23 protein-coding genes are annotated in these 21,634 nt (G+C 62.3%); 6 read left to right on the top strand and 17 right to left on the bottom strand.

The features are described 5' to 3' along the window. Window positions 1–48 precede the first annotated feature (48 nt). The 7 genes from DZK26_RS00520 to DZK26_RS00490 are packed head-to-tail and all read right to left on the bottom strand — an operon-like array spanning window position 49 to window position 4,017. Window positions 49–639, bottom strand: a complete 591-nt coding sequence (locus DZK26_RS00520; protein ID WP_116897006.1) for a hypothetical protein — start codon at window positions 637–639, stop codon at window positions 49–51. Next, on the bottom strand, window positions 636–1,196 hold the full coding sequence (locus tag DZK26_RS00515) for a hypothetical protein (RefSeq protein WP_116897007.1): 561 nt from the start codon (window positions 1,194–1,196) through the stop codon (window positions 636–638). The genes DZK26_RS00520 and DZK26_RS00515 overlap by 4 nt, the downstream gene beginning before the upstream one ends. Before the next feature lie 34 nt (window positions 1,197–1,230). Beyond that, entirely contained in the window at window positions 1,231–1,512 is a 282-nt protein-coding gene (locus tag DZK26_RS00510; protein ID WP_116897008.1) for a hypothetical protein, read from the bottom strand. 27 nt (window positions 1,513–1,539) lie between these two features. After that, window positions 1,540–1,947, bottom strand: a complete 408-nt coding sequence (locus tag DZK26_RS14215; RefSeq protein ID WP_181918240.1) for a CrcB family protein — start codon at window positions 1,945–1,947, stop codon at window positions 1,540–1,542. Then, window positions 1,944–2,321, bottom strand: a complete 378-nt coding sequence (locus DZK26_RS00500; protein ID WP_116897009.1) for a CrcB family protein — start codon at window positions 2,319–2,321, stop codon at window positions 1,944–1,946. Before DZK26_RS00500 ends, DZK26_RS14215 begins: the two co-directional genes overlap by 4 nt. 2 nt (window positions 2,322–2,323) lie before the next feature. Further along, window positions 2,324–2,995, bottom strand: a complete 672-nt coding sequence (locus DZK26_RS00495; RefSeq protein ID WP_220336981.1) for a fumarylacetoacetate hydrolase family protein — start codon at window positions 2,993–2,995, stop codon at window positions 2,324–2,326. 11 nt (window positions 2,996–3,006) lie between these two features. Then, the gene (locus DZK26_RS00490; RefSeq protein WP_116897011.1) at window positions 3,007–4,017 is read right to left on the bottom strand and encodes a tryptophan--tRNA ligase; all 1,011 of its coding nucleotides are present in this window, start codon (window positions 4,015–4,017) and stop codon (window positions 3,007–3,009) included. Between the two features lie 153 nt (window positions 4,018–4,170). Between DZK26_RS00490 and DZK26_RS00485 the strand changes: the two genes are divergently transcribed. Further along, window positions 4,171–5,274, top strand: a complete 1,104-nt coding sequence (locus tag DZK26_RS00485) for a RuBisCO large subunit C-terminal-like domain-containing protein (protein ID WP_116897012.1) — start codon at window positions 4,171–4,173, stop codon at window positions 5,272–5,274. A gap of 5 nt (window positions 5,275–5,279) precedes the next feature. Here the strand turns inward: DZK26_RS00485 and DZK26_RS00480 are convergent, their stop codons facing one another. Continuing rightward, complete coding sequence (locus DZK26_RS00480; RefSeq protein ID WP_116897013.1) at window positions 5,280–5,675, bottom strand: acyl-CoA thioesterase; 396 nt, start codon at window positions 5,673–5,675, stop codon at window positions 5,280–5,282. Window positions 5,676–5,758: 83 nt separating this feature from the next. Here DZK26_RS00480 and DZK26_RS00475 point away from each other — a divergent pair, with 83 nt between their 5' ends. After that, a complete protein-coding gene (locus tag DZK26_RS00475; RefSeq protein ID WP_116897014.1) occupies window positions 5,759–6,682 on the top strand; it encodes a LysR substrate-binding domain-containing protein in 924 nt (307 codons plus the stop codon). 6 nt (window positions 6,683–6,688) lie between these two features. On the opposite strand, the gene DZK26_RS00470 is transcribed toward DZK26_RS00475, so the two are convergent. From DZK26_RS00470 to DZK26_RS00455, 4 genes are read right to left on the bottom strand one after another with little or no spacing between them, the layout of a single operon-like run. After that, window positions 6,689–7,759 carry a DUF4340 domain-containing protein gene (locus DZK26_RS00470; RefSeq protein ID WP_116897015.1) on the bottom strand — a complete coding sequence of 357 codons (1,071 nt, stop codon included), beginning with the start codon at window positions 7,757–7,759 and terminating at the stop codon, window positions 6,689–6,691. Continuing rightward, window positions 7,756–9,603 (bottom strand): Gldg family protein, encoded by a 1,848-nt coding sequence (locus DZK26_RS00465; protein WP_116897016.1) that lies wholly within the window; start codon window positions 9,601–9,603, stop codon window positions 7,756–7,758. Before DZK26_RS00465 ends, DZK26_RS00470 begins: the two co-directional genes overlap by 4 nt. A gap of 3 nt (window positions 9,604–9,606) precedes the next feature. Then, a complete protein-coding gene (locus DZK26_RS00460; protein WP_116897017.1) occupies window positions 9,607–10,347 on the bottom strand; it encodes an ABC transporter permease subunit in 741 nt (246 codons plus the stop codon). Further along, complete coding sequence (locus tag DZK26_RS00455; protein WP_116897018.1) at window positions 10,344–11,264, bottom strand: ABC transporter ATP-binding protein; 921 nt, start codon at window positions 11,262–11,264, stop codon at window positions 10,344–10,346. The genes DZK26_RS00460 and DZK26_RS00455 overlap by 4 nt, the downstream gene beginning before the upstream one ends. A 179-nt stretch (window positions 11,265–11,443) precedes the next feature. On the opposite strand from DZK26_RS00455, the gene DZK26_RS00450 reads away from it, so the two are divergent. Genes DZK26_RS00450 through DZK26_RS00440 form a run of 3 tightly spaced genes read left to right on the top strand, consistent with a single transcriptional unit; the run spans window position 11,444 to window position 13,355 of the window. Next, window positions 11,444–12,508: a M14 family metallopeptidase gene (locus tag DZK26_RS00450; protein WP_116897019.1), complete on the top strand. Its 1,065-nt coding sequence runs from the start codon at window positions 11,444–11,446 to the stop codon at window positions 12,506–12,508. A gap of 30 nt (window positions 12,509–12,538) precedes the next feature. After that, entirely contained in the window at window positions 12,539–12,748 is a 210-nt protein-coding gene (locus DZK26_RS00445; protein WP_116897020.1) for a hypothetical protein, read from the top strand. Continuing rightward, on the top strand, window positions 12,738–13,355 hold the full coding sequence (locus DZK26_RS00440) for a DUF502 domain-containing protein (protein ID WP_116897021.1): 618 nt from the start codon (window positions 12,738–12,740) through the stop codon (window positions 13,353–13,355). Before DZK26_RS00445 ends, DZK26_RS00440 begins: the two co-directional genes overlap by 11 nt. Before the next feature lie 39 nt (window positions 13,356–13,394). Here DZK26_RS00440 and prpC read toward each other — a convergent pair whose 3' ends face one another. The 5 genes from prpC to DZK26_RS00415 all read right to left on the bottom strand — a co-directional run bounded on the left by prpC (window position 13,395) and on the right by DZK26_RS00415 (window position 18,860). Then, entirely contained in the window at window positions 13,395–14,516 is a 1,122-nt protein-coding gene (gene prpC, locus DZK26_RS00435; protein ID WP_116897022.1) for a 2-methylcitrate synthase, read from the bottom strand. Beyond that, a complete protein-coding gene (gene prpB / locus DZK26_RS00430) occupies window positions 14,513–15,397 on the bottom strand; it encodes a methylisocitrate lyase (protein ID WP_116897023.1) in 885 nt (294 codons plus the stop codon). The genes prpC and prpB overlap by 4 nt, the downstream gene beginning before the upstream one ends. An 81-nt stretch (window positions 15,398–15,478) precedes the next feature. Next, window positions 15,479–17,005 (bottom strand): PH domain-containing protein, encoded by a 1,527-nt coding sequence (locus tag DZK26_RS00425; protein ID WP_181918242.1) that lies wholly within the window; start codon window positions 17,003–17,005, stop codon window positions 15,479–15,481. Next, entirely contained in the window at window positions 16,992–17,585 is a 594-nt protein-coding gene (locus DZK26_RS00420; protein ID WP_116897025.1) for a PH domain-containing protein, read from the bottom strand. Before DZK26_RS00420 ends, DZK26_RS00425 begins: the two co-directional genes overlap by 14 nt. A 204-nt stretch (window positions 17,586–17,789) precedes the next feature. Continuing rightward, complete coding sequence (locus DZK26_RS00415) at window positions 17,790–18,860, bottom strand: phosphotransferase family protein (protein ID WP_116897026.1); 1,071 nt, start codon at window positions 18,858–18,860, stop codon at window positions 17,790–17,792. A gap of 419 nt (window positions 18,861–19,279) precedes the next feature. Here DZK26_RS00415 and DZK26_RS00410 point away from each other — a divergent pair, with 419 nt between their 5' ends. Then, window positions 19,280–21,169, top strand: a complete 1,890-nt coding sequence (locus DZK26_RS00410; RefSeq protein WP_147306585.1) for a winged helix-turn-helix domain-containing tetratricopeptide repeat protein — start codon at window positions 19,280–19,282, stop codon at window positions 21,167–21,169. Window positions 21,170–21,634: the final 465 nt, after the last annotated feature.

Here is a 21,634-nt window from a genome sequence, read left to right as displayed (position 1 = left end):
GTGGCTTGCCACCCCGTTTTTTATGGCCGCATCAGCCTGCTTGCCACGTCAGAATTCCAGGCGATCGAACTCACGGATATTGACCAGCATCTCGTGGATGCCCTTCTCCATGCCGCGACGATCGGTCGCTTCGGCCAGGCGCCGGATGCTGTCGACAATGGCGATCCACCAGTTCATGTGCGTGGCCGAAAGCTGGGCGGCCACCGCCACCAGGTCGCGCGTCATCGACAGCGATTCCTCACCTTCGCGCTTGAGCGCCACCAGGCTGTCGAGATCGGGGTGCTTGTGCTCGAGCTCGCTGAGCATGCGGTCGATCACCTGGGGATCACGCTCGAGCTCCTTCGAGGAGGTGGGCTCGGTGTTGGGCTCGAGGAAGGCGATATCGAGCAGGGACAACAGGTCGCGAAATGACCCGCGCAGGCTCAGCCACATCTGCTGCCGACGTCGATGCTCCAGGTAGCGCTGGATCAGGCCGAGCAGACCGACCAGGAAGAAAGCCTCGATGCAGAAGACGACCAGTTCCGGCACCAGTTCCCCGCGAAACTGGCCGCCGCCCGTGCCGTAGACAAAGTACAGCCACAGCCCGACCCCGGTGAGCCCGAAGACCACCATCAGAACGATGATGAACAGGCGACTCATGACTCTGCGTCCGGCGGTGTTTCGTCATCGTCACGGGCGAACGCCCGCACCACCCGTGCGATGCGTTCGGCCTCCAGGCGGGACAGATCCAGCGGTAGGTTGGCCACATAGACCGTTTCGTCCTCGCGCAGCGCGATGGGAACGATATTGGACGGATTCTCGGTCGATTCCAGGGTGATGCGTTCGGCCACCTCACGCTCGGGCGTAAGCGATCCGCGCGGAATGGCGCGGCGCCGCTCGCCGCCGACACTCTGGAAGCCGGCCGGGTTCTCGTTCCAGGCCAGGAAGTCGGCCTGCGCCATCCGTACCCGCTCCGCGTACAGCGACAGGGCCTCGCTGCGGATGCTCGAGCCTTCGAGCTTGTGGAAACGCGAGGCCAGTTCATCGACGTCGAGCTCTCGCACGTCGTCACGCTCCGCCTCGGTCATTTCGTCCGCCAGCCGCTCGATGGCCTTCCGCCGCGCACGTGCCACCGCCGGATTGATCAAGCCCTCCATTCCGGCGTGCTTGAGGAACTCCAGCAGGGTGTCTACCGAGTAAGAACCGTTGGGCATCATCGCGGCCGTCTCCCTCTGATCAGCCGGCAGTATATCAACGTCTCGATCGCCGCCAGCGAAGCAACCAGGCGACACCGAGACCGGCCAGCAACACCAGGTAGGCGCTGACCACGGCGATGATATTGCGATTGAGATCGTCGTACGCCAGGGTCCGGTGCAGCCCGACCAGCACCGCACCGGCCAGCACCAAAGCCAGGAGCGCCGGCAGACGGTCGGCCAGCCAACGTCGGCCGGTTAAGCCCCGCGGCCCCGAGTAAGCGTAAAGCCACAGCAGGAACAGCGTGACCGGAAGCAGAATCAGGGCATCAATCAACATCGAATTCTCCAGTCATCGATTATTTCGTCAGTCGCCGGCCGGCGCGTTCATGCGTCTGCCCGCGAACAGGCCGAGTGCTCCGGCAGCAAGCCAGCACGTGAGCGACACGGCGACATGCCAGGCGACAATCGCCGGCTCCGCCAGGAGGGCAAGTGATTCCAGCGCAAAGGTCGAGAACGTCGTCAGGGCGCCGCAGAAACCGGCCATCAGGCCCAGTGCGACGGCCGGCGGCAGCCGGTGACGTCCAGCGGATTCGCTGAAGGCCAGTACCAGGCCGATAAGGAATGAACCGCCAGAATTGATCGCTAGCAACGCCAGCGGAAACTCCCCGGGCTGCCCCGACCACAGGGCCAGTACCAGTGCGCGCAGCAGGCCGCCGGCAACGCCTCCGACGGCGACGGCGACATAGACGCCAACCGAAGGCCCCAGCCTCACGACAACCCAACCATCCGGGCGGCCAGCAGCCAGCCGGCCCAGGCCAGAAGCAGTCCGCCCAGCATCGACAACAGGACGTAGACAGCCGCCCTGCCCCGCCTGCCCGACTGCCAGAGACCCAGCGTTTCCAGCGAAAAGGAGGACACGGTGGTATAGCTGCCCAGAAAACCCGTTGCCAGAAAACCTGCCAGGAGCTCGTGTGATTGCCAGGCGCTTCCGGCGAACAAGCCAGCCAGCCCGCAACCACTCAGGTTCACCCCCAGCGTGGCCAGCAGGGGGAAGCGGGAATCGATGCGCAGGAACCACTGCCCCAGTGCAAATCTCGACAGCGCACCCAGCGCGCTGCCCAGGGCCACCAGGACAATCTCGACCATCTTCAGGCGGCAACGAGTTCGAAAGCGAGTTCCGGCAATCCCTCGATGTGCGCACGCACATGCTGGCCCGGATAGAGCGCCGAGACCCCGGCCGGTGTACCGGTGAATACCGCATCGCCGGCGGCCAGGGTGACCGTCCGCGACAACTGCGCGAGCAGTTCAGGCACAGTCCAGATCATCTGACCGAGTTCGGCGGACTGACGCTGATCGCCATCGACAGACAGTCCGATGGCGCTTTCCGGATTCGGTTGCCAGCTACCCGCGGGCACGATCATGCCCGCCGGTCCCGACTGATCGAAGCCCTTGCTCATCTCCCAGGGCTGGCCGGCCGCCTTGGCGCGGGCCTGGACGTCCCGCCGCGTCAGGTCGACGCCGACGGCATAGCCGAAAATCGCAGCTTTCACCTGTTCCGGCGAGAGATCACGACCGCCGTCGGCCAGAAAGACCACGAGTTCGACTTCGTGATGCAGCTCGCCGGTGTCGGGCGGATACTGCACTTGATCGGCGTGCACCAGTGCCCGGGCCGGCTTCGAGAAGAAAACCGGCGCCGATCGCTCGGGATCGACACCCATCTCGCGGGCGTGCTCGACATAGTTGCGGCCCACGCACCAGGCATGCCGCACCGGAAAGACGCGCCCGTCGCTCACCGGCAGCATTGGCGGCTGCCATGACACGGCCAACTCGCTCATCCCAGGGAACGAATACCCACAGCTTCACGCAGTTGTTCGACGAAGGGCCGGCTGAGTTCACGCGCGCGCTCTGCCCCGCGCTGGAGTTCCTGCTCGACCGTGGCCGGGTTGTTGATCAAGGCCTCGTAACGCTCGCGCGGGCCCGCGAGCTCGGCGTTGATCAGTTCGAACAACTGCTGCTTGACCTCACCCCAGGCGATGCCGTCGGCGAAGGCCTGGCGCATTTCCGCTCGCTGTCGCTCGCTGGCGAAGGCCGCGTAGACGGCGTAGACAGAGGCCGTATCGGGATCCTTGGGTTCGCCGGGCTCCTGCGAGTTGGTCTTGATCTTCATGATGGCCTTGCGCAATTTCTTCTCGGGCAGCCACAGCGGGATGGTGTTGTCGTAGCTCTTCGACATCTTGCGCCCATCGGTGCCCGGCAAGGTGGCGACATGTTCGTCTACCTGGGCTTCGGGCAGCACGAAGTGCTCGCCGTAGCGATGGTTGAAGCGCTGGGCAATGTCGCGCGCCATCTCGAGGTGCTGCACCTGGTCCCGACCCACCGGCACCGTGTGGGCATTGAACATCAGGATATCGGCCGCCATCAGCACCGGGTAGGAAAAAAGCCCCATGGTGATGCCCCAGTCCGGATCCTCACCGGCCTCGACGTTGTCGTCGACCGCCGCCTTGTAGGCGTGCGCCCGGTTCATCAGGCCCTTGGCGGTCACGCAGGTCAAAAGCCAGGTGAGTTCGGGAATCTCGGTGATATCCGACTGCCGGTAGAACAGCGAGCGCGAGGTATCCAGGCCCAGCGCCAGCCAGGTCGCCGCGATCTCCAGCGTGGACTGCTGCACGCGCCCCGGATCCTCGCACTTGACCAGCGCATGGTAGTCGGCCAGGAAATAGAACGTATCGATCTCGGCATCGCGGCTGGCGGCGATGGCCGGCTTGATCGCGCCGACATAGTTGCCCAGATGCGGCGTTCCTGTCGTGGTAATTCCGGTGAGGACGCGCTTTTTGGCGGTCATGGCTGGTTTCTGGCTCGGATCCAAACGGCTTATTGTAAGCTGGGTCGGTTGTCGGTTGTCGGTGGTCTGTAGTCCGTCAACTCAACACAGACCACCGACCACCGATAACTGACCACTGTCCCGACCTAATCCGCGAGTTACCAAGTTCCGAAGATGGCAACCAACCTGATCGAAGCCACCTACGTTGCCACCCGCCCGGATCGCGAGCCGGAAGTGCTGGCCGAGAACATCGCCCGCGAGCAGAGCCTGGAGATCGTGCCGGAACTGATTTCCGACGAGATCCGTGATCGTCTGCTCGGCCGCGTGCTTAGCGTCGAACAACTCGACGAGGTGCGATGGGCGCTGCGTATCGGCTATCCCGGGGAACTGGCCAGCCGGCAGGTCGGGCAGCTGCTCCATTTGCTCTACGGCAATGTCTCCTTCTATCCCCGCATCCGCCTGACCGAGCTCGCGCTGCCCGAATCACTCCTGCAGGACCTGCCGGGGCCGATCGGCGGCATCGAACGCATTCGCGAAATCACCGGCGTGGACAATCGCGCCATGCTGATGACCGTGCTGAAGCCACGCGGTAGCAATCCGGACTATCTGGCCGACCTTGCCCTGCGCTTCGCCCGCGGTGGCGGCGACCTGCTCAAGGACGATCAGAACCTGGTCGAAACCGACATTCATAGCTTCACAGACCGCATAAGAAAATGCGCACAATCCATTGAAAAAGCATCGGAAATGACTGGCTGGCGCTGTCTCTACCTTCCGCACGTGGCCGGTAGCGGCGAGCACCTGCACAGGCAGGTCGAGGCAGTCGCCGAGGCCGGACTTCAGGGTGTCGTGCTCTGCCCGTGGGTGATGGGCCTGGAAACGGCGGCCGCGGCGGCACGGGAATTCGACCTGATGTGGCTGGCCCACCCCGCCCTGGCCGGCAGCCTGACCGAGCCCGAAGACCGGGGCGTGAGCACTGACGTACTTCTTGGCACCCTCGTGCGCGCGGCCGGGGCCGATATCAGCATTTTCCCCGGTAGTGGCGGACGCATTCATTCCAGCCACAATGACGAAACGACCACCTGCCGGAGATTGACGGGCGAGCTGGGCACGTTGAAACCCACCCTTCCCTGTACCGGCGGTGGCAAGCGACTCGACCAGGTAGACGATGCCGGCCGGCGACTCGGGCCCGATTATGCTGTCCTGGTGGGCGGAGACCTGCTCAGACAGGGTGAGCAACTGGAAGAAGCTACACGACAGGCTATCGCCAGCCTGCACTGAACCGCTCAGGCGTCACGGATCACTGAAATCGGCTCCATGTCGTCATCGACGGCAACCATGGCAAGATGCCCCTCGATTGCCAGCTTCTGGGTGGCGCTACGCGTGTTTTCGAGCAGGATCTGTACACGGACGGTCACCGAGGTGTTCCCGACCTTCGTGACCTCTCCAACCAGTTCGACGATGGCGCCCTGCGGAATCGGCACCTTGAAATCCACCCGGTCCATGGAGACGGTCACGATCTGGCAGCGAGCGAAGCGCGTAGCGGTCAGAAATGCGACCTCGTCCATCCACTTCAGCGCCGTGCCCCCGTAGAGCGTGCCGATGGGGTTGGTGTCCTGCGGGAACACGAGTTTGGTGATGCGCGTGCGTGATTGTTCGATGCGAACTTCGTGCTCATTCATGCCCGCAGTATACGCGAGCGAGACAGAATGCCGGCATCACCCCAGCATATCGATTTCATAGTTATTTGATATGATCTTGCCCCATGAATCTGCGCGCTCTTCAGTACCTTATCGCGCTGGCCGACGTGCGGCATTTTTCCCGCGCCGCGGAACGCTGCCACGTCAGCCAGCCGACGCTGAGCACGCAGATCCGTAAACTCGAGGAAGAGCTCGAGGTGCAACTGGTCGAACGTCATCCGCGCCAGGTCATGCTGACTCCCGTGGGTGAGGAAATCGTCAGCCGTGCGCGCACGCTGATCGGAGAGATGGAAGCCATCCGGGCGATTGCGCGCCGTTCGCACGATCCGCACAGCGGAACGGTGCGTATCGGTATCTTCCCGACCCTGGCACCCTACTTTCTGCCGCATGTCATTCCGGGAATCCGAAAGGCGTTTCCGCGGCTCACCCTTCGGCTGTATGAGGAAAAGACGGAGGATGTCCTCCACATGCTCGCCGAGGGCAAGCTGGATGCCGGCCTGCTGGCGCTGCCCCTGACGGCGGACTGGCTGGAGAGCCGGATTCTGTTCGAAGAGCCTTTCGTCCTGGCCGTGCCCGAGAACCATTCCCTGGCTTCGGTGCCGGAAGTGGACATGGACGATCTGGCGGACCAGGAGCTTCTGCTGCTCGAAGATGGCCACTGCCTGCGGGAGCAGGCCCTGGAAGTCTGTCAGCTGACCGGTGCCCAGGAAAAGCTGGACTTCCACGCCACCAGCATGGAAACACTCCGCCACATGGTGGCTGCTAATGCCGGTATCACACTAATGCCGACGCTCTCCATCAAGCCGCCCCTGGCCAACACGGAAAACCTCGTGACCCGGCCATTCAAAAGCCCCGGCCCCAAGCGCACGATCGCGATGGTCTGGCGCAAGTCCTCGGCGCTGGCCGATTTTCTTGAAGAACTCGCGGAAATCTTTGCCGACATCGATCCGGTCCTGCTCACTCCACCCGGGAGCGATACCGGAGACTGAGGTGCCTCAACCTTCCGACGCTTTTTCCGGTGCCACCAGCAGATCCTCGGTGGTGGGTCTGAGAAAATCGAAGCGCTCTTCGGAGACGGCAAATTGCCATGGTGCCAGGCGCCCGTCCACGGCGACGATATCAATCTCCCGCTCCGCGTCCCCGGTTTCGGGGGAGTCGGTGCCGGAATCCTCAGACGAATCACGGGACTCGTCTTCGCTCACCCGGAAGTGCACCCAATTGCCTTCCTCGTCCGACCAGGTCCTTGCGGTAAAGATCATGCCGTCGCGGGTTCGGTAAACAGTTTCGACGGCGTCGTCGGGTACCGGAGCGGACTCATGGGGCCGCACGTCCTCCATGTTCAACGTGGCAAGCGCATTCGCCGTCTGCTGCAGCTGCCAGGCCTGCTTGACCTCCCGATCGGCCGGCGGATCGAGCATCACCCAGATGCTGCCCTCCTCGTCACCGGGTCTGAGCTCGACTTCGTCACCGTCCGGATGGCGCACGCTCACTTCGCGAATATCGGTGGCCGGGATGCCCATGATTGCGCGCTCGAGCCATTCCATTCTTTCGAGTGGCAATTCCAGGTTCCGGTCAGTCAGCCAGGCCTGTGACTCGTCTTCCCGTCGAACGTAGCGCCCGATGCCCGCGGGATCCGTCCGACCCACGATCACCGACGGTAACTCCGAGTCCGGAAAACGCACCACCGTACCGCTGCCCTCGCCTTCGCCCGGGGCGGCCACACCGAGTCGCCCGTACCACTCGGGCTTGTCGGTTTTCCCTTCCAGGCGCTCAGCCCGGGCCAGATCCCGCAAGAGGTCGTGGATACGGGCGAAATCCGCTTCGTAATCGTGCTTCTCGCGCATCCGCCAGCGCTCTCGCTCGCGGCGCAGGGTGGCCACGGTCTCGCCATCGGGCCCGACGATATCCAGGGCATCGATGGAATTGACCCGATCGGCCAGCCCGGGCAGGAGAAGTTGCTCGTCGCCTTGTGAGGGGGTTTCATCGGAACGATCAACAAACATCAGCGCCAGCGCGATGGCCATGACGGTTCCCAGCCCCAGAACCAACAGCATCCGGGCATTCATTGTCCGTCACCTCCCACCGCGTCGCTCTGGTAGCGCTGCCGCCGCTTGCGCCATGCCAGGCCGAGCGCGAACAGGGTGACCAACGCGGGCATCAGCGCGATATTGAGCACCTTGATGCGCGTGCCCAACTCCTCGATCTCCTCGTCAAGTTCGCGGCGCACTTGACGTAGTTCGCGCCGGATCTCCACGCGCTGCTCCATGAAGCGATCGAGTTCAGCCTCCTGCTCCTCGGTGAGGATATCGAGATCCGTACCGCCCCGAGCCTGCTGCAGTTCGGTGAGCCGCTGCTCGGTCTCGGCCAGTTCGGCTTCGAGACGCTGTTCCGTGGAGCGAAGGTTTTCCTCGGCCTCGCGTCGAAGCGATTCGACCAGCGTGAACGGCCGGTTCGATGTCGCGCGCGAACGAACGCTGATCAGGTCGGCGTTGCCGATCAGGTTGTCGATGGCATTGATCACGAAATCGCCGTTGTCGGCAAAGGGTTCGAGCACGCTCGTCCCGAAGAAACGCTGACGCTGCACCCAGTAGCGGTCGGCGAGCATGTCGACGTCAGCGACGACGATGGCGTTGAGTGGATATTCGCCATTACCGCCACCAAGCACCTTCGGTACCTCACCGCTGAGCCTCGCGGCCAGCGTGTATTGCTCGCCGGTGGCGCCCATCTGGTCGATCAACTCCGAGGGATCGGACAGCATCTGGAGCTGCTCGGCGTCCATCAGGCCCGCCTGCTCGCTCGAGCGCATCAACGGCTCCATCTCGAGCGGGCTGTCCTCGCCAAGCGCCAGCCGGCCCACACTGGCCAGGTTGACCGCGTCGAGTTCACCGGTGATGACGTCGTCGGCATTCATGTTGTCTCCTGTGACGCCCAGGATACCGACATGCCGTACCGGCCGCTGGCTTTGGGCGGTATTCACCTGCAGCGCCAGACCGGCGTCGGCAACGAAGCGCTCGGGGCTGAAATCGACCCCCCACGCATCGAACAAGGTTGCCAGATTCGAACCGCGATCCATGTTCATCGCAGCCATGGGGTCATTCGGGTTGGCCGGCGTGGCGTTCTCGGCCCAGGGATCGACGAAGGCCAGCAATCTTCCGCCCTCGGAAAGGAATCGCTCGATATCGGCAAGCAGCGCTTCCGACAGTCCCTGGGGATGGATGAGTGCGAGCACATCCACATCATCGGGCAGGGAATCGTCCTCGGCGGCCACCGTTTCGACTTCGAACATCTCGTTGATCTGTTCCTGGATGGCCCATGGGTCACGCTGCTGGCCGGTCTGCATGTCCATGCCGCCGTCCATGTCGATGCCGCTGAGCAGCGCGACGCGCGGCTTGTCGGGCCGGCTGAGCAGATAGACCATGCGCGCGAGCTCGTACTCGAGGAACTGCTCTCGCGAAGGCGAGAGAAACGGCAGGACCTCCAGACCGTCGATCGTGTTGGTACCGACGATCCCGAGATAGACGCTGTCGCCGCCGCTACCCACCGGCGCGGCTTCCAGGCCATAACTGGCGGCCTGGTCCTCCGCCTCGCTGAAGGGCTCCGGGTCGACGCGGCGCACGCGCAGATTGCCGTCGGCCTGCTCGGCCATCTCGTCGAGCAGTTCCTGAACACGACGGGCGAAATTGCGCACCATCGGTAGATCGGCGCTGGCCTCCTCGCTGAAGTAGAACTCGAGCGTGACCGGCTCCTCCAGATCCTCCAGGATGTCGATCGTTCCGGAGCTGAGCGTGTAGAGCCCCTGTTCGGTCAAGTCGATGCGCATGCCGCGCAGGGCCGCCCCGCCGAGAATGGTCAGGGCGAGGAACAGGATCGCAAGCAGCACCAGCCCGGTTGCACTGTAGACGTTCTTCATGACTCAGTCCGCCTTTTTCAGTTCGAGCACGATGCGATTGGCCGTCAGCCAGAAGCCGATGACCAGGGCGAAGTACACCAGATCGCGCAAGTCGATGACGCCACGGGAAATCGAATTGAAATGCACCAGGAAGCTCAGGTTGGCCACGCCGTCGAGCAGCACTTGTGGCATCCAGCCCCGGAAGAGATCGAGCACCATCGGCAGGCCCGACAGCAGGAAACCGAAACACACCACCACCGAAATAATGAAGGCCACCACCTGGTTGCGCGTGACCGCTGAAAGCGCTTCGCTGATGGCGAGCATTCCGCCGGCCATCAACCAGCTACCGATATAGGCAGCCACGATCACGCCGTTGTCCGGGTTGCCCAGCATATTGACGGTGATCCAGATGGGAAAGGTCAGTGCCAGCGCCAGGCCGATGAACAGCCAGGCCGCGACGAACTTGCCGACCACGGCCTCGGTGATGGTCAACGGCAGGGTCAGCAACAGCTCGACCGTGCCGGACTTGCGCTCCTCGGCCCACAGCCGCATGCCCACGGCCGGCACCAGGAACAGGTACAGCCAGGGATGGAAGCGGAAGAACGGCTCCAGGTCGGCGATTTCACGTTCGTAGAAGCCGCCCAGGTAGAACGTGAACGCCGAGGACATCATCAGGAAGATGACGATGAACACGTAGGCGACCGGCGTGGCAAAATAGCCGATCAGCTCACGCCGCATGACCGTTGAGATATTTCGAAGACTCATGCCGCCTCCTCGCGCGTGATGCTGCGGAATACTTCGTCGAGCCGGCCGGGCTCGTACTGAAGCTGCTGCACCGTCCAGCCCTCCTCCTCGATCACCCGGCTGACCGCCTGGAACAGGTTGCCGTGCTCGGACGGAAAGACGGTCACGCGTGCATTGCGCACTTCCACCTCGCGCGCCTCTTCGAGTCGGCCCAGCCGGGAGGCTGCTCGTTCGGGATCGTCGACGTGAAGGGTTACGGCGTTGTGATACCGCGACCTCGTCAGCAACCCGGCCGGCGTATCGTCCGCCAGCAAACGACCGTTCGCGATGATCATCGCCCGGCTGCACAGGGCGTCGACTTCCTCGAGGATATGCGTGGAGATCACGATGATCTTGTCGGGCGCCATTTCCCGAATCAAGTGGCGCACCTGCTGCTTCTGGTTGGGGTCGAGGCCGTCGGTCGGTTCGTCGAGGATGAGCACCGGCGGATCGTGGAGAATGGCCTGCGCCAGGCCGACCCGCCGCTTGAAGCCTTTCGAAAGGGTCTCGACCGTCTGCTGCATCACGCCTGCCAGTTCGAGCCGTGCCGCCGCGTCGGCGATCCTGCGGTCCCGTTCGGCACCGGAGAAGCCGCGTGCATCAGCGATGAAATCCAGAAGCTGGGAGACCGTCAATTCGCCATACAGGGGCGCACCCTCCGGCAGGTAACCGATCAGGCGGCGCGCAGCCACCGAGTCGCTGCGGATATCGTGGCCGAAGACTTCTGCCGTACCCGAGGACGGTGACAGGAAACCGGTCAGCATTTTCATGGTGGTGGACTTGCCGGCTCCATTGGGCCCGAGGAAACCGAGGACGGTTCCGGGTTCCACCTCGAAGGAAATATCGTCGACGGCCAGAAGGTTGCCGAAACGACGGGTCAGATTCCTGGCTGCAAGCATCTGTCCGTTCTCTTTTTTGGCTGGTTGTTGTTCAAGAACCATTCGCCATCCCCTCCTCTAGGGGCAGGCTCGCGGTTTATCAAGACCGCGCTTGGGCGCGGCGAGTTCCCCCGATCGGGCTCGAAGCACCATAACAGGTCTTTCCACCGGGACGGGAAGCGGTTACGTTATCTCCCCTTATGGAACCCGTCATTCTCGATCATCTGCCCGACGGCCTGCTCGATCGGCCCGCCAGTCGCCTGCACGAAGTGCTCGACGGGCCCACGCTCATTCATCTGCCGGGACGGCGTCCGCAACCGCTTTTTGTCAGCGTGCTCCAGCACGGCAACGAAATATCGGGCTGGGAAGCCGTCCGGCGCCTGTTGAAGGGGCGCTACGCCCGCGACCCCCTGCCGCGCAGCCTGATCCTGATGATCGCCAACGTCCGCGCCGCCTCGCGCAACCGGCGCTACCTGTCCGACCAGCCCGATTTCAACCGCTGCTGGCCGGGATCCGCTACCGAAGCCGGCCCCTTCCACCGGCTGTTCGAGCACATCACGGCGCATGTACGCGCACAGAAACCACTGGCCAGCATCGACATCCACAACAACACCGGAGAAAACCCCCACTACTCGGCCATCAACCGCATCGAGCCGGCCCATCTTCGCCTGGCCTCGCTGTTCTCGCGCACGGTGGTTTATTTCACCCAGCCGCGGGGCGTTCAGTCCATGGCCTTCGGCGAATTCTGTCCGTCGGTAACGCTTGAATGCGGACCACCGTCGCGCCTGGATGGGGCTGACCACGCCATGTCCTTTCTGTCGTCGATCATCAATGCCGAGGGGCTCGACAGTCGGCCGCCCTCCCCGGAAGATGTCGAACTCTTTCAGATGGTCGCCACGGTTAATCTGCCACCGGCACACTCGTTCAGCTTTGCACCGGACGGATCGGATATCGTTCTGCGTCCCGATCTGGACCAGCTCAATTTCCGGGAGCTGCCGCCGGGATCCCGACTGGGTCATGTCAATGCGCAAATCGATCGACCCTTGCTGGTGCGTGGGCACGACAACATTGATGCCTCGTCGACCTGGTTCCACATCGACAATGACGATATCCTCACCAGTAGACCCATAATGCCGGCCATGCTCACGACCGACGAGCGCGTCATTCGGCAAGACTGCTTGTGCCATCTTATGGAGCGAATTCCGGTAGGGCGGCCGGTGCGGGATTTCGACGACTGGCACGAGCTGCCCGAAAGTCAGCCCTGAATTGTCTGTCCCTCGCAGAAGGATTGGAATATGAATCTCTTTTCCGCCATGGTTGCCATTGCCGCGATCATCGGTATCGTTGCCGTTTCCCGGTACTGGTTCGAGTCAAGGCATAGCCAGGCCGTCGAGCGGGAACACTTCGAACGGGTGGAAACCGAGTTGCGAGAGCGCATCGAGACACTCGAACGCATCGTCACCGATCAGCGAGAGAAACTGAGGAAAAAAATCGATGACCTTTGAAACCGAACAGTCTGAATCCCTCGTCACGCGACTCGTCGGCTTGTTCCTGAAGGGTCTGGCCGCGATCATCCCGATCGCGCTGACGGTAGCTATCGTCATCTGGCTTGCCGGCATCGCCGAGAAAGGAATCGGGACACTGATCAAGCTGGTCCTGCCGGAAGACCTCTACATTACGGGGATGGGGTTGGTCGGCGGTATCGCACTGGTGCTCGCCATCGGCGTGCTCAGCCAGGTCTGGCTGTTTCGCAAGGTCATCGATCTGGGTGAAGCGATTCTCGACCGCATGCCGGTGATCAAGTCGGTCTTCCGGGCCACCAAGGATTTCGTGGGGTATTTTTCCAGTGACGACACCCGGCGCTTCAGCCAGGTCGTCATGGTCCGCCACCCGGAACTGAAAGCCGGCCTGCTGGGCTTCATTACCCGTGAGGAGTTTTCCGAACTGCCGTTCGGCGAGGAGGGAGAGGTCGCCGTCTACCTGCCGATGAGCTACCAGATTGGCGGCTACACGCTGTTCGTGCCGAAGGCATGGTGCGAGCCGGTCGATCTTCAGTTCGAGGACGCCCTGCGGTTGATTCTTACCGCCGGAATGTCACGACGAGGAGGATAAGATTAAGAGAGCCGGGCTGTGCCCGGCCACACTGTTCCGTTATCGTTCGTCGATTGAAGGGACTGCCCGATCGTCAGGCCCGATGTAATCCGCACCGGGACGAATGATACGGTTGTCAGCGCGCTGCTCCATGATGTGAGCGCACCAGCCGGTCACACGCGACATCACGAAAATCGGCGTGAACAGCCCCGTCGGGATACCCATGAAGTGATAGGCCGAGGCGTGATAGAAGTCGGCATTGGCGAACAGCTTTTTCTCGTCCCACATCGTCTTCTCGACGATTTCCGAGACGGGGAACAAGGTGTCGTCCCCGACGTCCTCGGACAGCTTGCGCGACCACTCGCGGATAATCGCATTGCGCGGGTCCTTCTCGCGATAGACCGCGTGACCGAAGCCCATGATCTTTTCCTTGACCTCGAGCTTGCGCAGCACGTCATCGCGCGCCTGCTCCGGTGTGTGATATTGCTCGAGCATGGCCATGGCCATCTCGTTGGCGCCACCGTGCAGCGGGCCCCGGAGTGAACCGATGGCGCCGGTCACGCAGGAATGCATGTCCGACAGGGTCGAGGCGCACACGCGGGCGGTGAAGGTCGAGGCATTGAATTCATGCTCGGCGTAGAGGATCAACGAGACATCCATCACCCGCGCGTGCAGTTCACTCGGCGGCTTGCCGTGCAGCAAGTGCAGGAAATGGCCGCCGATGCTGTCGTCGTCGGTTTCCACGTCGATGCGCTTGCCGTCGTGGCTGAAGCGATACCAGTAGTTGATCATCGACGGGAAACTCGCCAGCAGGCGATCGGCTACATCCTGTTGCGCGTCGAAGCTCTCTTCGGTTTCCAGGTTGCCCAGGAACGAACAACCGGTCCGAAGGACATCCATGGGATGTGCCGAATCCGGAATACGCTCCAGCACTTCCTTGAGCGCGTCGGGCAGACCGCGCAGCGACTTCAGCCGCTTCGTGTAGGCGTCCAGCTCCTCGCGATTGGGCAGATGCCCCTTGAGAATCAGGTGGGCCACCTCGTTGAACGAGGCCTTTTCGGCCAGATCGTCGACGGCATAGCCGCGATATCGCAGGCTGTTGCCCGCTGCACCGACGGTGCAGATCTCGGTCTGGCCGGCGGACTGGCCGCGCAGGCCGGCTGAGGGTTTCTTCTCGGTCATGACGACTCCTTGCTGAACAACTGATCCAGTTTCTGTTCGTACTCGTGATAGCCGAGCACCTCGTATAGTTCATCGCGCGTCTGCATCGAGTCGACCACATTCTTCTGGTGGCCGTCGCGCCCGATCGCCTCGTACACCGCCAGCGCCGCCTTGCTCATGGCGCGGAAGGCCGACAGCGGATACAACACCAGGCCGGCGCCCGCTTCGCGCAACTCGTCGACCGAGAACAGCGGCGTCTTGCCGAACTCGGTGATATTGGCCAGCACCGGCACATCGACCTGGCGGGCGAACTCGGCGAACTCCTCGAGCGTGTGCAGTGCCTCGGCGAAGATCATGTCCGCCCCGGATTCGGCGTAGAGACTGGCCCGATCGACCGCGGCGGCCATGCCCTCGCCGGCGTAGGCGTCGGTACGCGCCATGAACACGAACGAATCGTCCTGCCGGGCGTCGACAGCGGCGCGCACCCGGTCGGCCATCTCCTCGGGGCTGACCAGGGCCTTGTTGGGCCGATGCCCGCAGCGCTTGGCCGCCACCTGATCCTCGAGGTGGACGGCCGCCACGCCGGCGCGCTCCATTTCACGAATCGTTCTGGCGATATTGAACGCACTGCCCCAGCCGGTATCGACGTCGACCAGCAGCGGCAGGTCGCTGACGGCGGTGATACGACGGGCGTCCTCGAGCACGTCGGCCAGTTGCGTGATCCCCAGGTCCGGCAGGCCGTAGGAAGCGTTCGCCACGCCGCCGCCGGACAGGTAGATGGCGCGATGACCCGCGTTTTCGGCCAGCAGCGCGGAATAGGCATTGATGGTGCCGACGACCTGCAGTGGCGGCTGTTCGGCCACCAGCTTTCGAAAGCGTGCGCCGGGCGTGTAATCGCTCATTGTCAACCGGACTCCGGTGTAGGGAAACAGCCGCGCATTTTATCACGGGGCCGCTCTCGGACCCGGCCAATCGCGGTGAGCTCAGACGCGATGCGCCAGGGAAGTCTCGGCCGCATGGATCGCCCGATTGGCCAGATCAACCGCGTCATCAAGGGCAATGAACGGCACCGTGACCTGTCCCTGGGGGAGCACCAGTCGCACCGAGGCCAGGCCGTGACGTCGAAAGTACGGCGTGCGCACAACCGAAGCCTGCTGCACTTGGGAAAGCTCGAAAGCATCACGTCGCAGCCCGAACAGCCCCTGCTGGATCCAGCACACACCGTCGGCGACCTGCCATCCCCAACAACGCCAGCTACGGTGGATCAACCACAGCACCAGCAACAGCAAACCCAGGGCCCCGGCGACCGCCAGACGCTGGTCCGGCAACTGCCAGAATGCCAGCCCGGCCAGCACCAGCGCGACGGCACTGATGCGTGACCAGAACAGGGTTCTGAAACGGCGGCTGATCGGTCGCATTTCATCCGGCACCGAAAAGCCCTCCATAAGGCGGGCGACGATGTCGAAGTTGTCTTTCCTCAGGCCCGGTATCAGGAAGTTTTGACCCGAGCGGTCCACCTCGACTTCCTTGCTGGTCGCCTGTTTGCCGACCAGATACCACTGACCAATCAGGCGGCCAAGGGCGGTCTGGTAGAGGGTGAGCCCGGTGAGTTTCTCACGACGGATATTCTGCTCACGCTTGTCGAGCAGCCCGCCGACTGCCAGAAAGCGATCTCCAAGATCGCGCAGCACGAAGCCGTGAAAGCGGATCAGGGACAGCACGCCCGAGAGTCCGAACAGCAACAGGACCAGCGACAACACACCCGCCAGGGCCGCAACCCAGCCCAACTCGATAAGGCGCTGTGCCACCAGGCTGACACCAATCGAGTCGATCCACTGCTCGAAGCGTTCCCGCAGCGTACCGATCAGCCAGGCGCCCACGCCGGCGATCAGCCAGACCTGGTTGCTGACCAGACCATGGGTGAACAGTCGCAGGCTGCCGGGCCGATGCAGGACCGCGGTATCGCCCGTCTCGCGACCGACATCTTCTACGGCCTCTTCCGCCGTCACATCCTCATCACTGGCTTCCGCAATCGCCCCACCACCCGCCCGGGCGATGTGGTCGCGCAGCGCAAGGGCCAGCTCGCGGCTGATACCCGGCAGCGCCACTTCGGTGGACTCCGCACCCGGCGTTTCGAGCGTAAAGCGCACCAGCCCGAAGGGCCGGAAGTAGATCGGCTGGCTCAAACCCACGTTCTGAATACGCGCGAAACGGATGCGCAAGTCCTTGTTTTCAATGATGCCTCGGCGAAGGCGAATGGCATCGCCTTCGATTCGGAACCGGAAACGCCGGTGGTAGATCGCGGCAATCAGCACGGCCACGAGCAGCGCAATCAAGCCGCCGAGCAGGAATTCGCGCATACCCAGCCGATCGAGGAAGGCGAAACCGGCACCGGCGCCGGCAAAGGCATAGAGATTCTCGCGAACGAACTTCGCGCCGCCGTTGATGATCAAGAACAGCAACGCCATCGGTGCGAGACGCTGCCAGGTATTGAGATCAATCGGCCTCACGGGCCGACTCCTGTGCCTGCTCATCAGTTTGCTCGTCGCCATCGGCGCTTGCAGCGATTTGCTCGAGCAGGTATTGGCGCACACGTCGCGCTGAGGCTCGATCCAGTCCCTTGACGGTCAGGTCGGCGGTCATGCCGCCGGCGGTGAAGCACTTGACCCGCATCAGGTCCAGGTAGCGCTCCAGCGGTCCGTGCACCGCCTCGACGTGCTGGATTCGGGCAAACGGCACGATCACCGTCTTGCGCCAAACGACCCCGTAGCGGTAGATCAGATCATGCTCGCGCAGCGCCCAGGCGCGATAGCGGGCATCCAGCCGGGCATGGACCGCCGCGATCACCGCCACGCCCAGCGGCGGCAGCGGCAGCCACCAGAATCCCATCGCCACCATTACATCAAAAATCTCGAAGGGCAGCAGCGGCAGCACCACGGCAACGGCGGCCAGCAGCAGCCAGAACAGCGTCTGCGTGATCAGTGCCCAGGGCAGGTAGGCATCCGCCACCGGCGTGAGCTCGACGCGCTGAAAATCAGGCAGCGTCGAGGCATCCACCTTCTCGTTGCTGAAAATCTCTCCCTGTTCCATCCCACTCCCTTCCGATTGAACACACCAATCAATGTCGTATAAAAATGCACGTACGAATAGTGCATTTAGTCCCGCAGTGGCTAAAAACCCACAACGGCACCATTGCCCGGCTTAGGACATTGGAATTTCGGTCATTCGAATTTTGAAACTCGCTCCAGCCCCAAGGCTCGGGGTTGGCGGACCCCCGCTTGCGACGGCTCCCGATCAGTGCCCACGCTTGATGATCCTCCGGCAACGCCACAGCAAGTAGTTGACGGCGAGCCAGAAGTGCTTGAAGGCCTTGTTGTTGGTCTGCCGGTGATGGTAGCGGTAATAGATCTGCTGGGCGATGACGGCGAGACGAAACAGGCCATAGACCTCGTAAAAGGCCCAGTTTTCCGGCTCGAAGCCGGTCTTCTCACAGTAATAATCGACAACTTCGCGACGCGTCATCATGCCCGGCAGGTGCGTTGGCTGGCGGCGGAAGCCTCGGAAATAGAAGTCGTCATCGGCCTGTACCCAGTAGGCCAGGGAGTTGCCCAGATCCATCAAGGGATCGCCCAAAGTGGCCAGTTCCCAGTCCAGCACGCCGATGATGCGCATCGGATCGTCGGCATCCAGCACCAGGTTGTCGAATCGAAAGTCGCCGTGGATGATGCGGATCGCGACCTCGTCGGGAATATTGTCGGCCAGCCAGTCCATGACGTAACGGCCGGATCTGACATTCCAGGTCTTCGCCTTGCCGAAGCGCTTCGACCAGCCCTCGATCTGGCGACGGTTGTAGCCCGCGCCCTTGGCCAGGCCATCCAGCCCGGCCGCCTTGACGTCGACCGAGTGCAGTTCGATCAGGCGATTGACGGCGTTGAGACAAAGCCGGCGAACCTGCGCCTCGTCCAGTTCGAGACCGTCGGGCAGATTGCGCCGGAGGATAATGCCCGAAATGCGCTCCATGACGTAGAAATCACAACCGATCACCGAATGATCGGTGCACAATGCCAGCATTTCCGGCACATAAGGATAGACCGGCTTGAGCGCGTCCTGCAGGTCGTGCTCGCGCACCATGTTGTGTGCCGACTTCGCCTTGGTGCCCGGCGGCGGCCTGCGCAGGATCAGGTCGCGATCCGGATAGCGCAGCAGGTAGGTCAGGTTCGATGCGCCTTTCGAAAACTGTTTGACCTCGGGCCGGCCTTCCAGCCCCTCGACGTGTTCCTTGAGCCAGGCATCGACGGCATCAACGTCGAACCGGTCTTCGTCACGCAGAGCCTTCGGGCGATCGATCAGGTCGGTGTCCGGCATGGATCCCCCGGAGCTAAAACCTCATGATACACGGCCGGATCCAGGCTGCCCGGCGGAATCCAATGCTCAATGCCGGCCAGGCCTCCTGCTTGCCCGATGGCCTCTCTTGCGCACATTGGAAACGATGAGGGTGGTTTTCGCGGCCTGGCCAAGAACCGAAACCGCCGTTGCGAGCTTGCTTATTGGCGAGAAAGACATCCACGCTCAGGAGATAGGTGCGCCCGATTCCCGCGGAAACTGCAGAGACCGAGCAGAACATGATCAGAACGCAACTCAAATGCCGACTTTAAGAGCACACGGATTTTTCGAAAAGTCGGCCGTGAGCAAGTCCAGACGTTGATAAGCGCTTATAATGGAGATGTAACTTTTCGGATTCACAGGCAGTTGAACCGGTGCCGGAATCCGGCGGGGGCTTCGCGATGATTTTCCAGAATGGCTTTCGCTTGCGCGAGTGGCGTGTCGAGCCCCAGCAGAATCGAATCTCCGGCCCGGACGGGGAAATCCGTCTGACCCCGCGCACCATGGATGTTCTGGTGCTCCTGGCCGAACGGGCAGGAAAGGTCGTCGGTCGCGATGAATTCAGTGAACGGGTCTGGAGCCCGACCGTGGTTTCCGATGATGCCCTGACTGGCTGCATCGCCGAGCTCAGGCGCGCCGTTGGCGACACCATCAGAAGTCCTAGATTCATCGAGACCATCCCCAAACGCGGCTACCGTCTGGTGGCCAGGGTGCAACCGCTGGAGGAATCCCCGGCTGGTTCCCAAGAGCCGCAACCCGAAGTACGTTCAGTCGAGTTCGAACCGGGTAGCACATTGCCCCGTCGACGCTGGCCCCTCGCCGGGCTTGGAGCACTGGCGGTCGCCCTGGTGGGGATCACGGTGCTGGTACTGGTACATGAACCACGTGCCGCCGCGGACGAGCCGTCAATTGCCGTTCTGCCCTTCGAGGCTGTCGGTGACGAGGCTGCCAACTCTTTTATTGGCGGCCTGCACCATGACCTGCTCACCCGCTTGTCCAGTATCGACGAATTGCGGACCATTTCCAGCACCTCAGTACGGCAGTACCAGGACAGCATCAAATCAGTACCCGAAATCGCCCGGGAACTGGATGTGGGCTGGGTGCTCGAAGGCTCGATACAGCAAGCTGGAGAGGAGTTCCAACTCAATGCCCAGTTGATCGATGCCCGAAACGACACTCATATTTGGGCCAACAATTATCGCCGCACACTGACGGCCGAAAATCTGTTTGCAATACAGGCCGAGATCGTCAATGACATTGCCACCTCGCTGGAAGCGGAACTGACCGCTCGTGAGGAAAGCCAGGTCGAAGCGGTACCGACACGGAATCTGGCCTCCTACAAGCTCTATGTGCAGGGCCGGACCTATCTCGATACCCGTACCGAGAACGGCATGAGCCAGGCGTTGATATTCTTCCGTCGGGCAACGGAACAAGATCCGGAGTTCGCCCTCGCCTGGGTCGGACTGGCCGATACGCTGGCCTTGTTGCATGATTACAAGTATCGCTCCGAAGGGGTCCTGCCCGAGGCCGAATCCGCGGTGGATCGGGCGCTGGAACTCAACCCCGAGCTGGCTGAAGCCCATGCCTCGCTGGGTTTGCTGAATTCGACCCAGCGCGATGGACCGGCTGCACTGCAGTCCCTCGAGAAGGCGACGGAACTGCGCCCGGGTTATGCCGAAGCCCACAACTGGCTGAGCTGGAATTACGAGGTACTCGGGTTTCCTGGCCAGGCATTGGCCAGTGCCGAACGGGCCGTCGACCTCGATCCATTGTCGCCGGAAGCCCTGAGCAACCTCGTTCTGTCCAACATCATCAATGACCGGCATGAACAAGCGATGCGCCAGATTGAGAATATCGAGTCTCTTGGTCTCTCCTACAGCACCGACCGCTTCTACAAGGGCATACTGTTTTACAAGACCGGCCGCTACGACGAAGCAATCGAGGTTCTCGATGGCCTGACGGCAACCTGGTCCGGTGGCGGATCGCAGGCTCTCCTGGCCATGGCATATATGGCCGTCGATCAGAGGAAACCGGCCGAATCCCTGTTGGAAGAATTACGCGAAATGGAAGATCATTTCTCGGTCGCGATGGTACTGGGCGCCATGGGAAAAGAAGAGGCTGCTGTCGAAACCCTTGCCGATATCGAAGAATGGGGTGAATGGCCGGCACTGGCGATGAATCATTTCCAGGACTCCCTGCTGGCCAACCTGGCATCCGATCCTCGTTTCGAGTCGATCCACGCCGAAATGCGGCGCCATTACGGTTTGCAGGCCGACGGCCGGCTTCCCTGAGTGGCGGGTCAAAGACCAACACGCGGCTGAACTTTTCCCGACTGTTCACTTCCCCTGCATGCTCGTCCAGGCGCTCCAGCCCGTCCATGGCTCGTGAAGTGAGCTGGATTTGCCCGCCCGGACCTGTCAAACGATCTTGCTCGGTATGGATGGTCCGCTCTTAGAGGTGGAGTCCGCCGAGATCCATGCGGCAACCAGCTCCAGGTGGATTTGAAGACCGATTGTATCGCGCCTGTTTTCACCCTCCACGCCGCGTCCCATCTTTCTGACAGAAAAATACCAGAGTTTGCCCAGACGCTTCGCAGGACATACAGCAGGCCTCCCCTGTAGCTTGAGAGTCACATCCGCGTTTTGGCGGCTTTGGCTTCAAAGTAAGCAGGAGAACAGGAAAATGCACAGCACTTCAATCAGACATATCTTTACGGTGACGGCAGCGCCACTTGTTCTGGCGGCGGTCCTGGCCGG

The organism is Wenzhouxiangella sp. 15190 (assembly GCF_003417465.1).
Classification (GTDB): domain Bacteria; phylum Pseudomonadota; class Gammaproteobacteria; order Xanthomonadales; family Wenzhouxiangellaceae; genus Wenzhouxiangella.
The sequence above is the reverse complement of the archived record's forward strand: the minus strand, read 5'-3'. Positions and strand labels throughout refer to the sequence as shown.

Excerpts from the sequence above, each read along its gene's own strand:
- DZK26_RS00520 (WP_116897006.1), bottom strand. The coding sequence starts at position 639 with ATGAGTCGCCTGTTCATCATCGTTCTGATGGTGGTCTTCGGGCTCACC.
- DZK26_RS00515 (WP_116897007.1), bottom strand. The coding sequence starts at position 1,196 with ATGATGCCCAACGGTTCTTACTCGGTAGACACCCTGCTGGAGTTCCTC.
- DZK26_RS00510 (WP_116897008.1), bottom strand. The coding sequence starts at position 1,512 with ATGTTGATTGATGCCCTGATTCTGCTTCCGGTCACGCTGTTCCTGCTG.
- DZK26_RS00500 (WP_116897009.1), bottom strand. The coding sequence starts at position 2,321 with ATGGTCGAGATTGTCCTGGTGGCCCTGGGCAGCGCGCTGGGTGCGCTG.
- DZK26_RS00490 (WP_116897011.1), bottom strand. The coding sequence starts at position 4,017 with ATGACCGCCAAAAAGCGCGTCCTCACCGGAATTACCACGACAGGAACG.
- DZK26_RS00485 (WP_116897012.1), top strand. The coding sequence starts at position 4,171 with ATGGCAACCAACCTGATCGAAGCCACCTACGTTGCCACCCGCCCGGAT.
- DZK26_RS00480 (WP_116897013.1), bottom strand. The coding sequence starts at position 5,675 with ATGAATGAGCACGAAGTTCGCATCGAACAATCACGCACGCGCATCACC.
- DZK26_RS00475 (WP_116897014.1), top strand. The coding sequence starts at position 5,759 with ATGAATCTGCGCGCTCTTCAGTACCTTATCGCGCTGGCCGACGTGCGG.
- DZK26_RS00470 (WP_116897015.1), bottom strand. The coding sequence starts at position 7,759 with ATGAATGCCCGGATGCTGTTGGTTCTGGGGCTGGGAACCGTCATGGCC.
- DZK26_RS00465 (WP_116897016.1), bottom strand. The coding sequence starts at position 9,603 with ATGAAGAACGTCTACAGTGCAACCGGGCTGGTGCTGCTTGCGATCCTG.
- DZK26_RS00460 (WP_116897017.1), bottom strand. The coding sequence starts at position 10,347 with ATGAGTCTTCGAAATATCTCAACGGTCATGCGGCGTGAGCTGATCGGC.
- DZK26_RS00455 (WP_116897018.1), bottom strand. The coding sequence starts at position 11,264 with ATGCTTGCAGCCAGGAATCTGACCCGTCGTTTCGGCAACCTTCTGGCC.
- DZK26_RS00450 (WP_116897019.1), top strand. The coding sequence starts at position 11,444 with ATGGAACCCGTCATTCTCGATCATCTGCCCGACGGCCTGCTCGATCGG.
- DZK26_RS00445 (WP_116897020.1), top strand. The coding sequence starts at position 12,539 with ATGAATCTCTTTTCCGCCATGGTTGCCATTGCCGCGATCATCGGTATC.
- DZK26_RS00440 (WP_116897021.1), top strand. The coding sequence starts at position 12,738 with ATGACCTTTGAAACCGAACAGTCTGAATCCCTCGTCACGCGACTCGTC.
- prpC (WP_116897022.1), bottom strand. The coding sequence starts at position 14,516 with ATGACCGAGAAGAAACCCTCAGCCGGCCTGCGCGGCCAGTCCGCCGGC.
- prpB (WP_116897023.1), bottom strand. The coding sequence starts at position 15,397 with ATGAGCGATTACACGCCCGGCGCACGCTTTCGAAAGCTGGTGGCCGAA.
- DZK26_RS00420 (WP_116897025.1), bottom strand. The coding sequence starts at position 17,585 with ATGGAACAGGGAGAGATTTTCAGCAACGAGAAGGTGGATGCCTCGACG.
- DZK26_RS00415 (WP_116897026.1), bottom strand. The coding sequence starts at position 18,860 with ATGCCGGACACCGACCTGATCGATCGCCCGAAGGCTCTGCGTGACGAA.
- DZK26_RS00410 (WP_147306585.1), top strand. The coding sequence starts at position 19,280 with ATGATTTTCCAGAATGGCTTTCGCTTGCGCGAGTGGCGTGTCGAGCCC.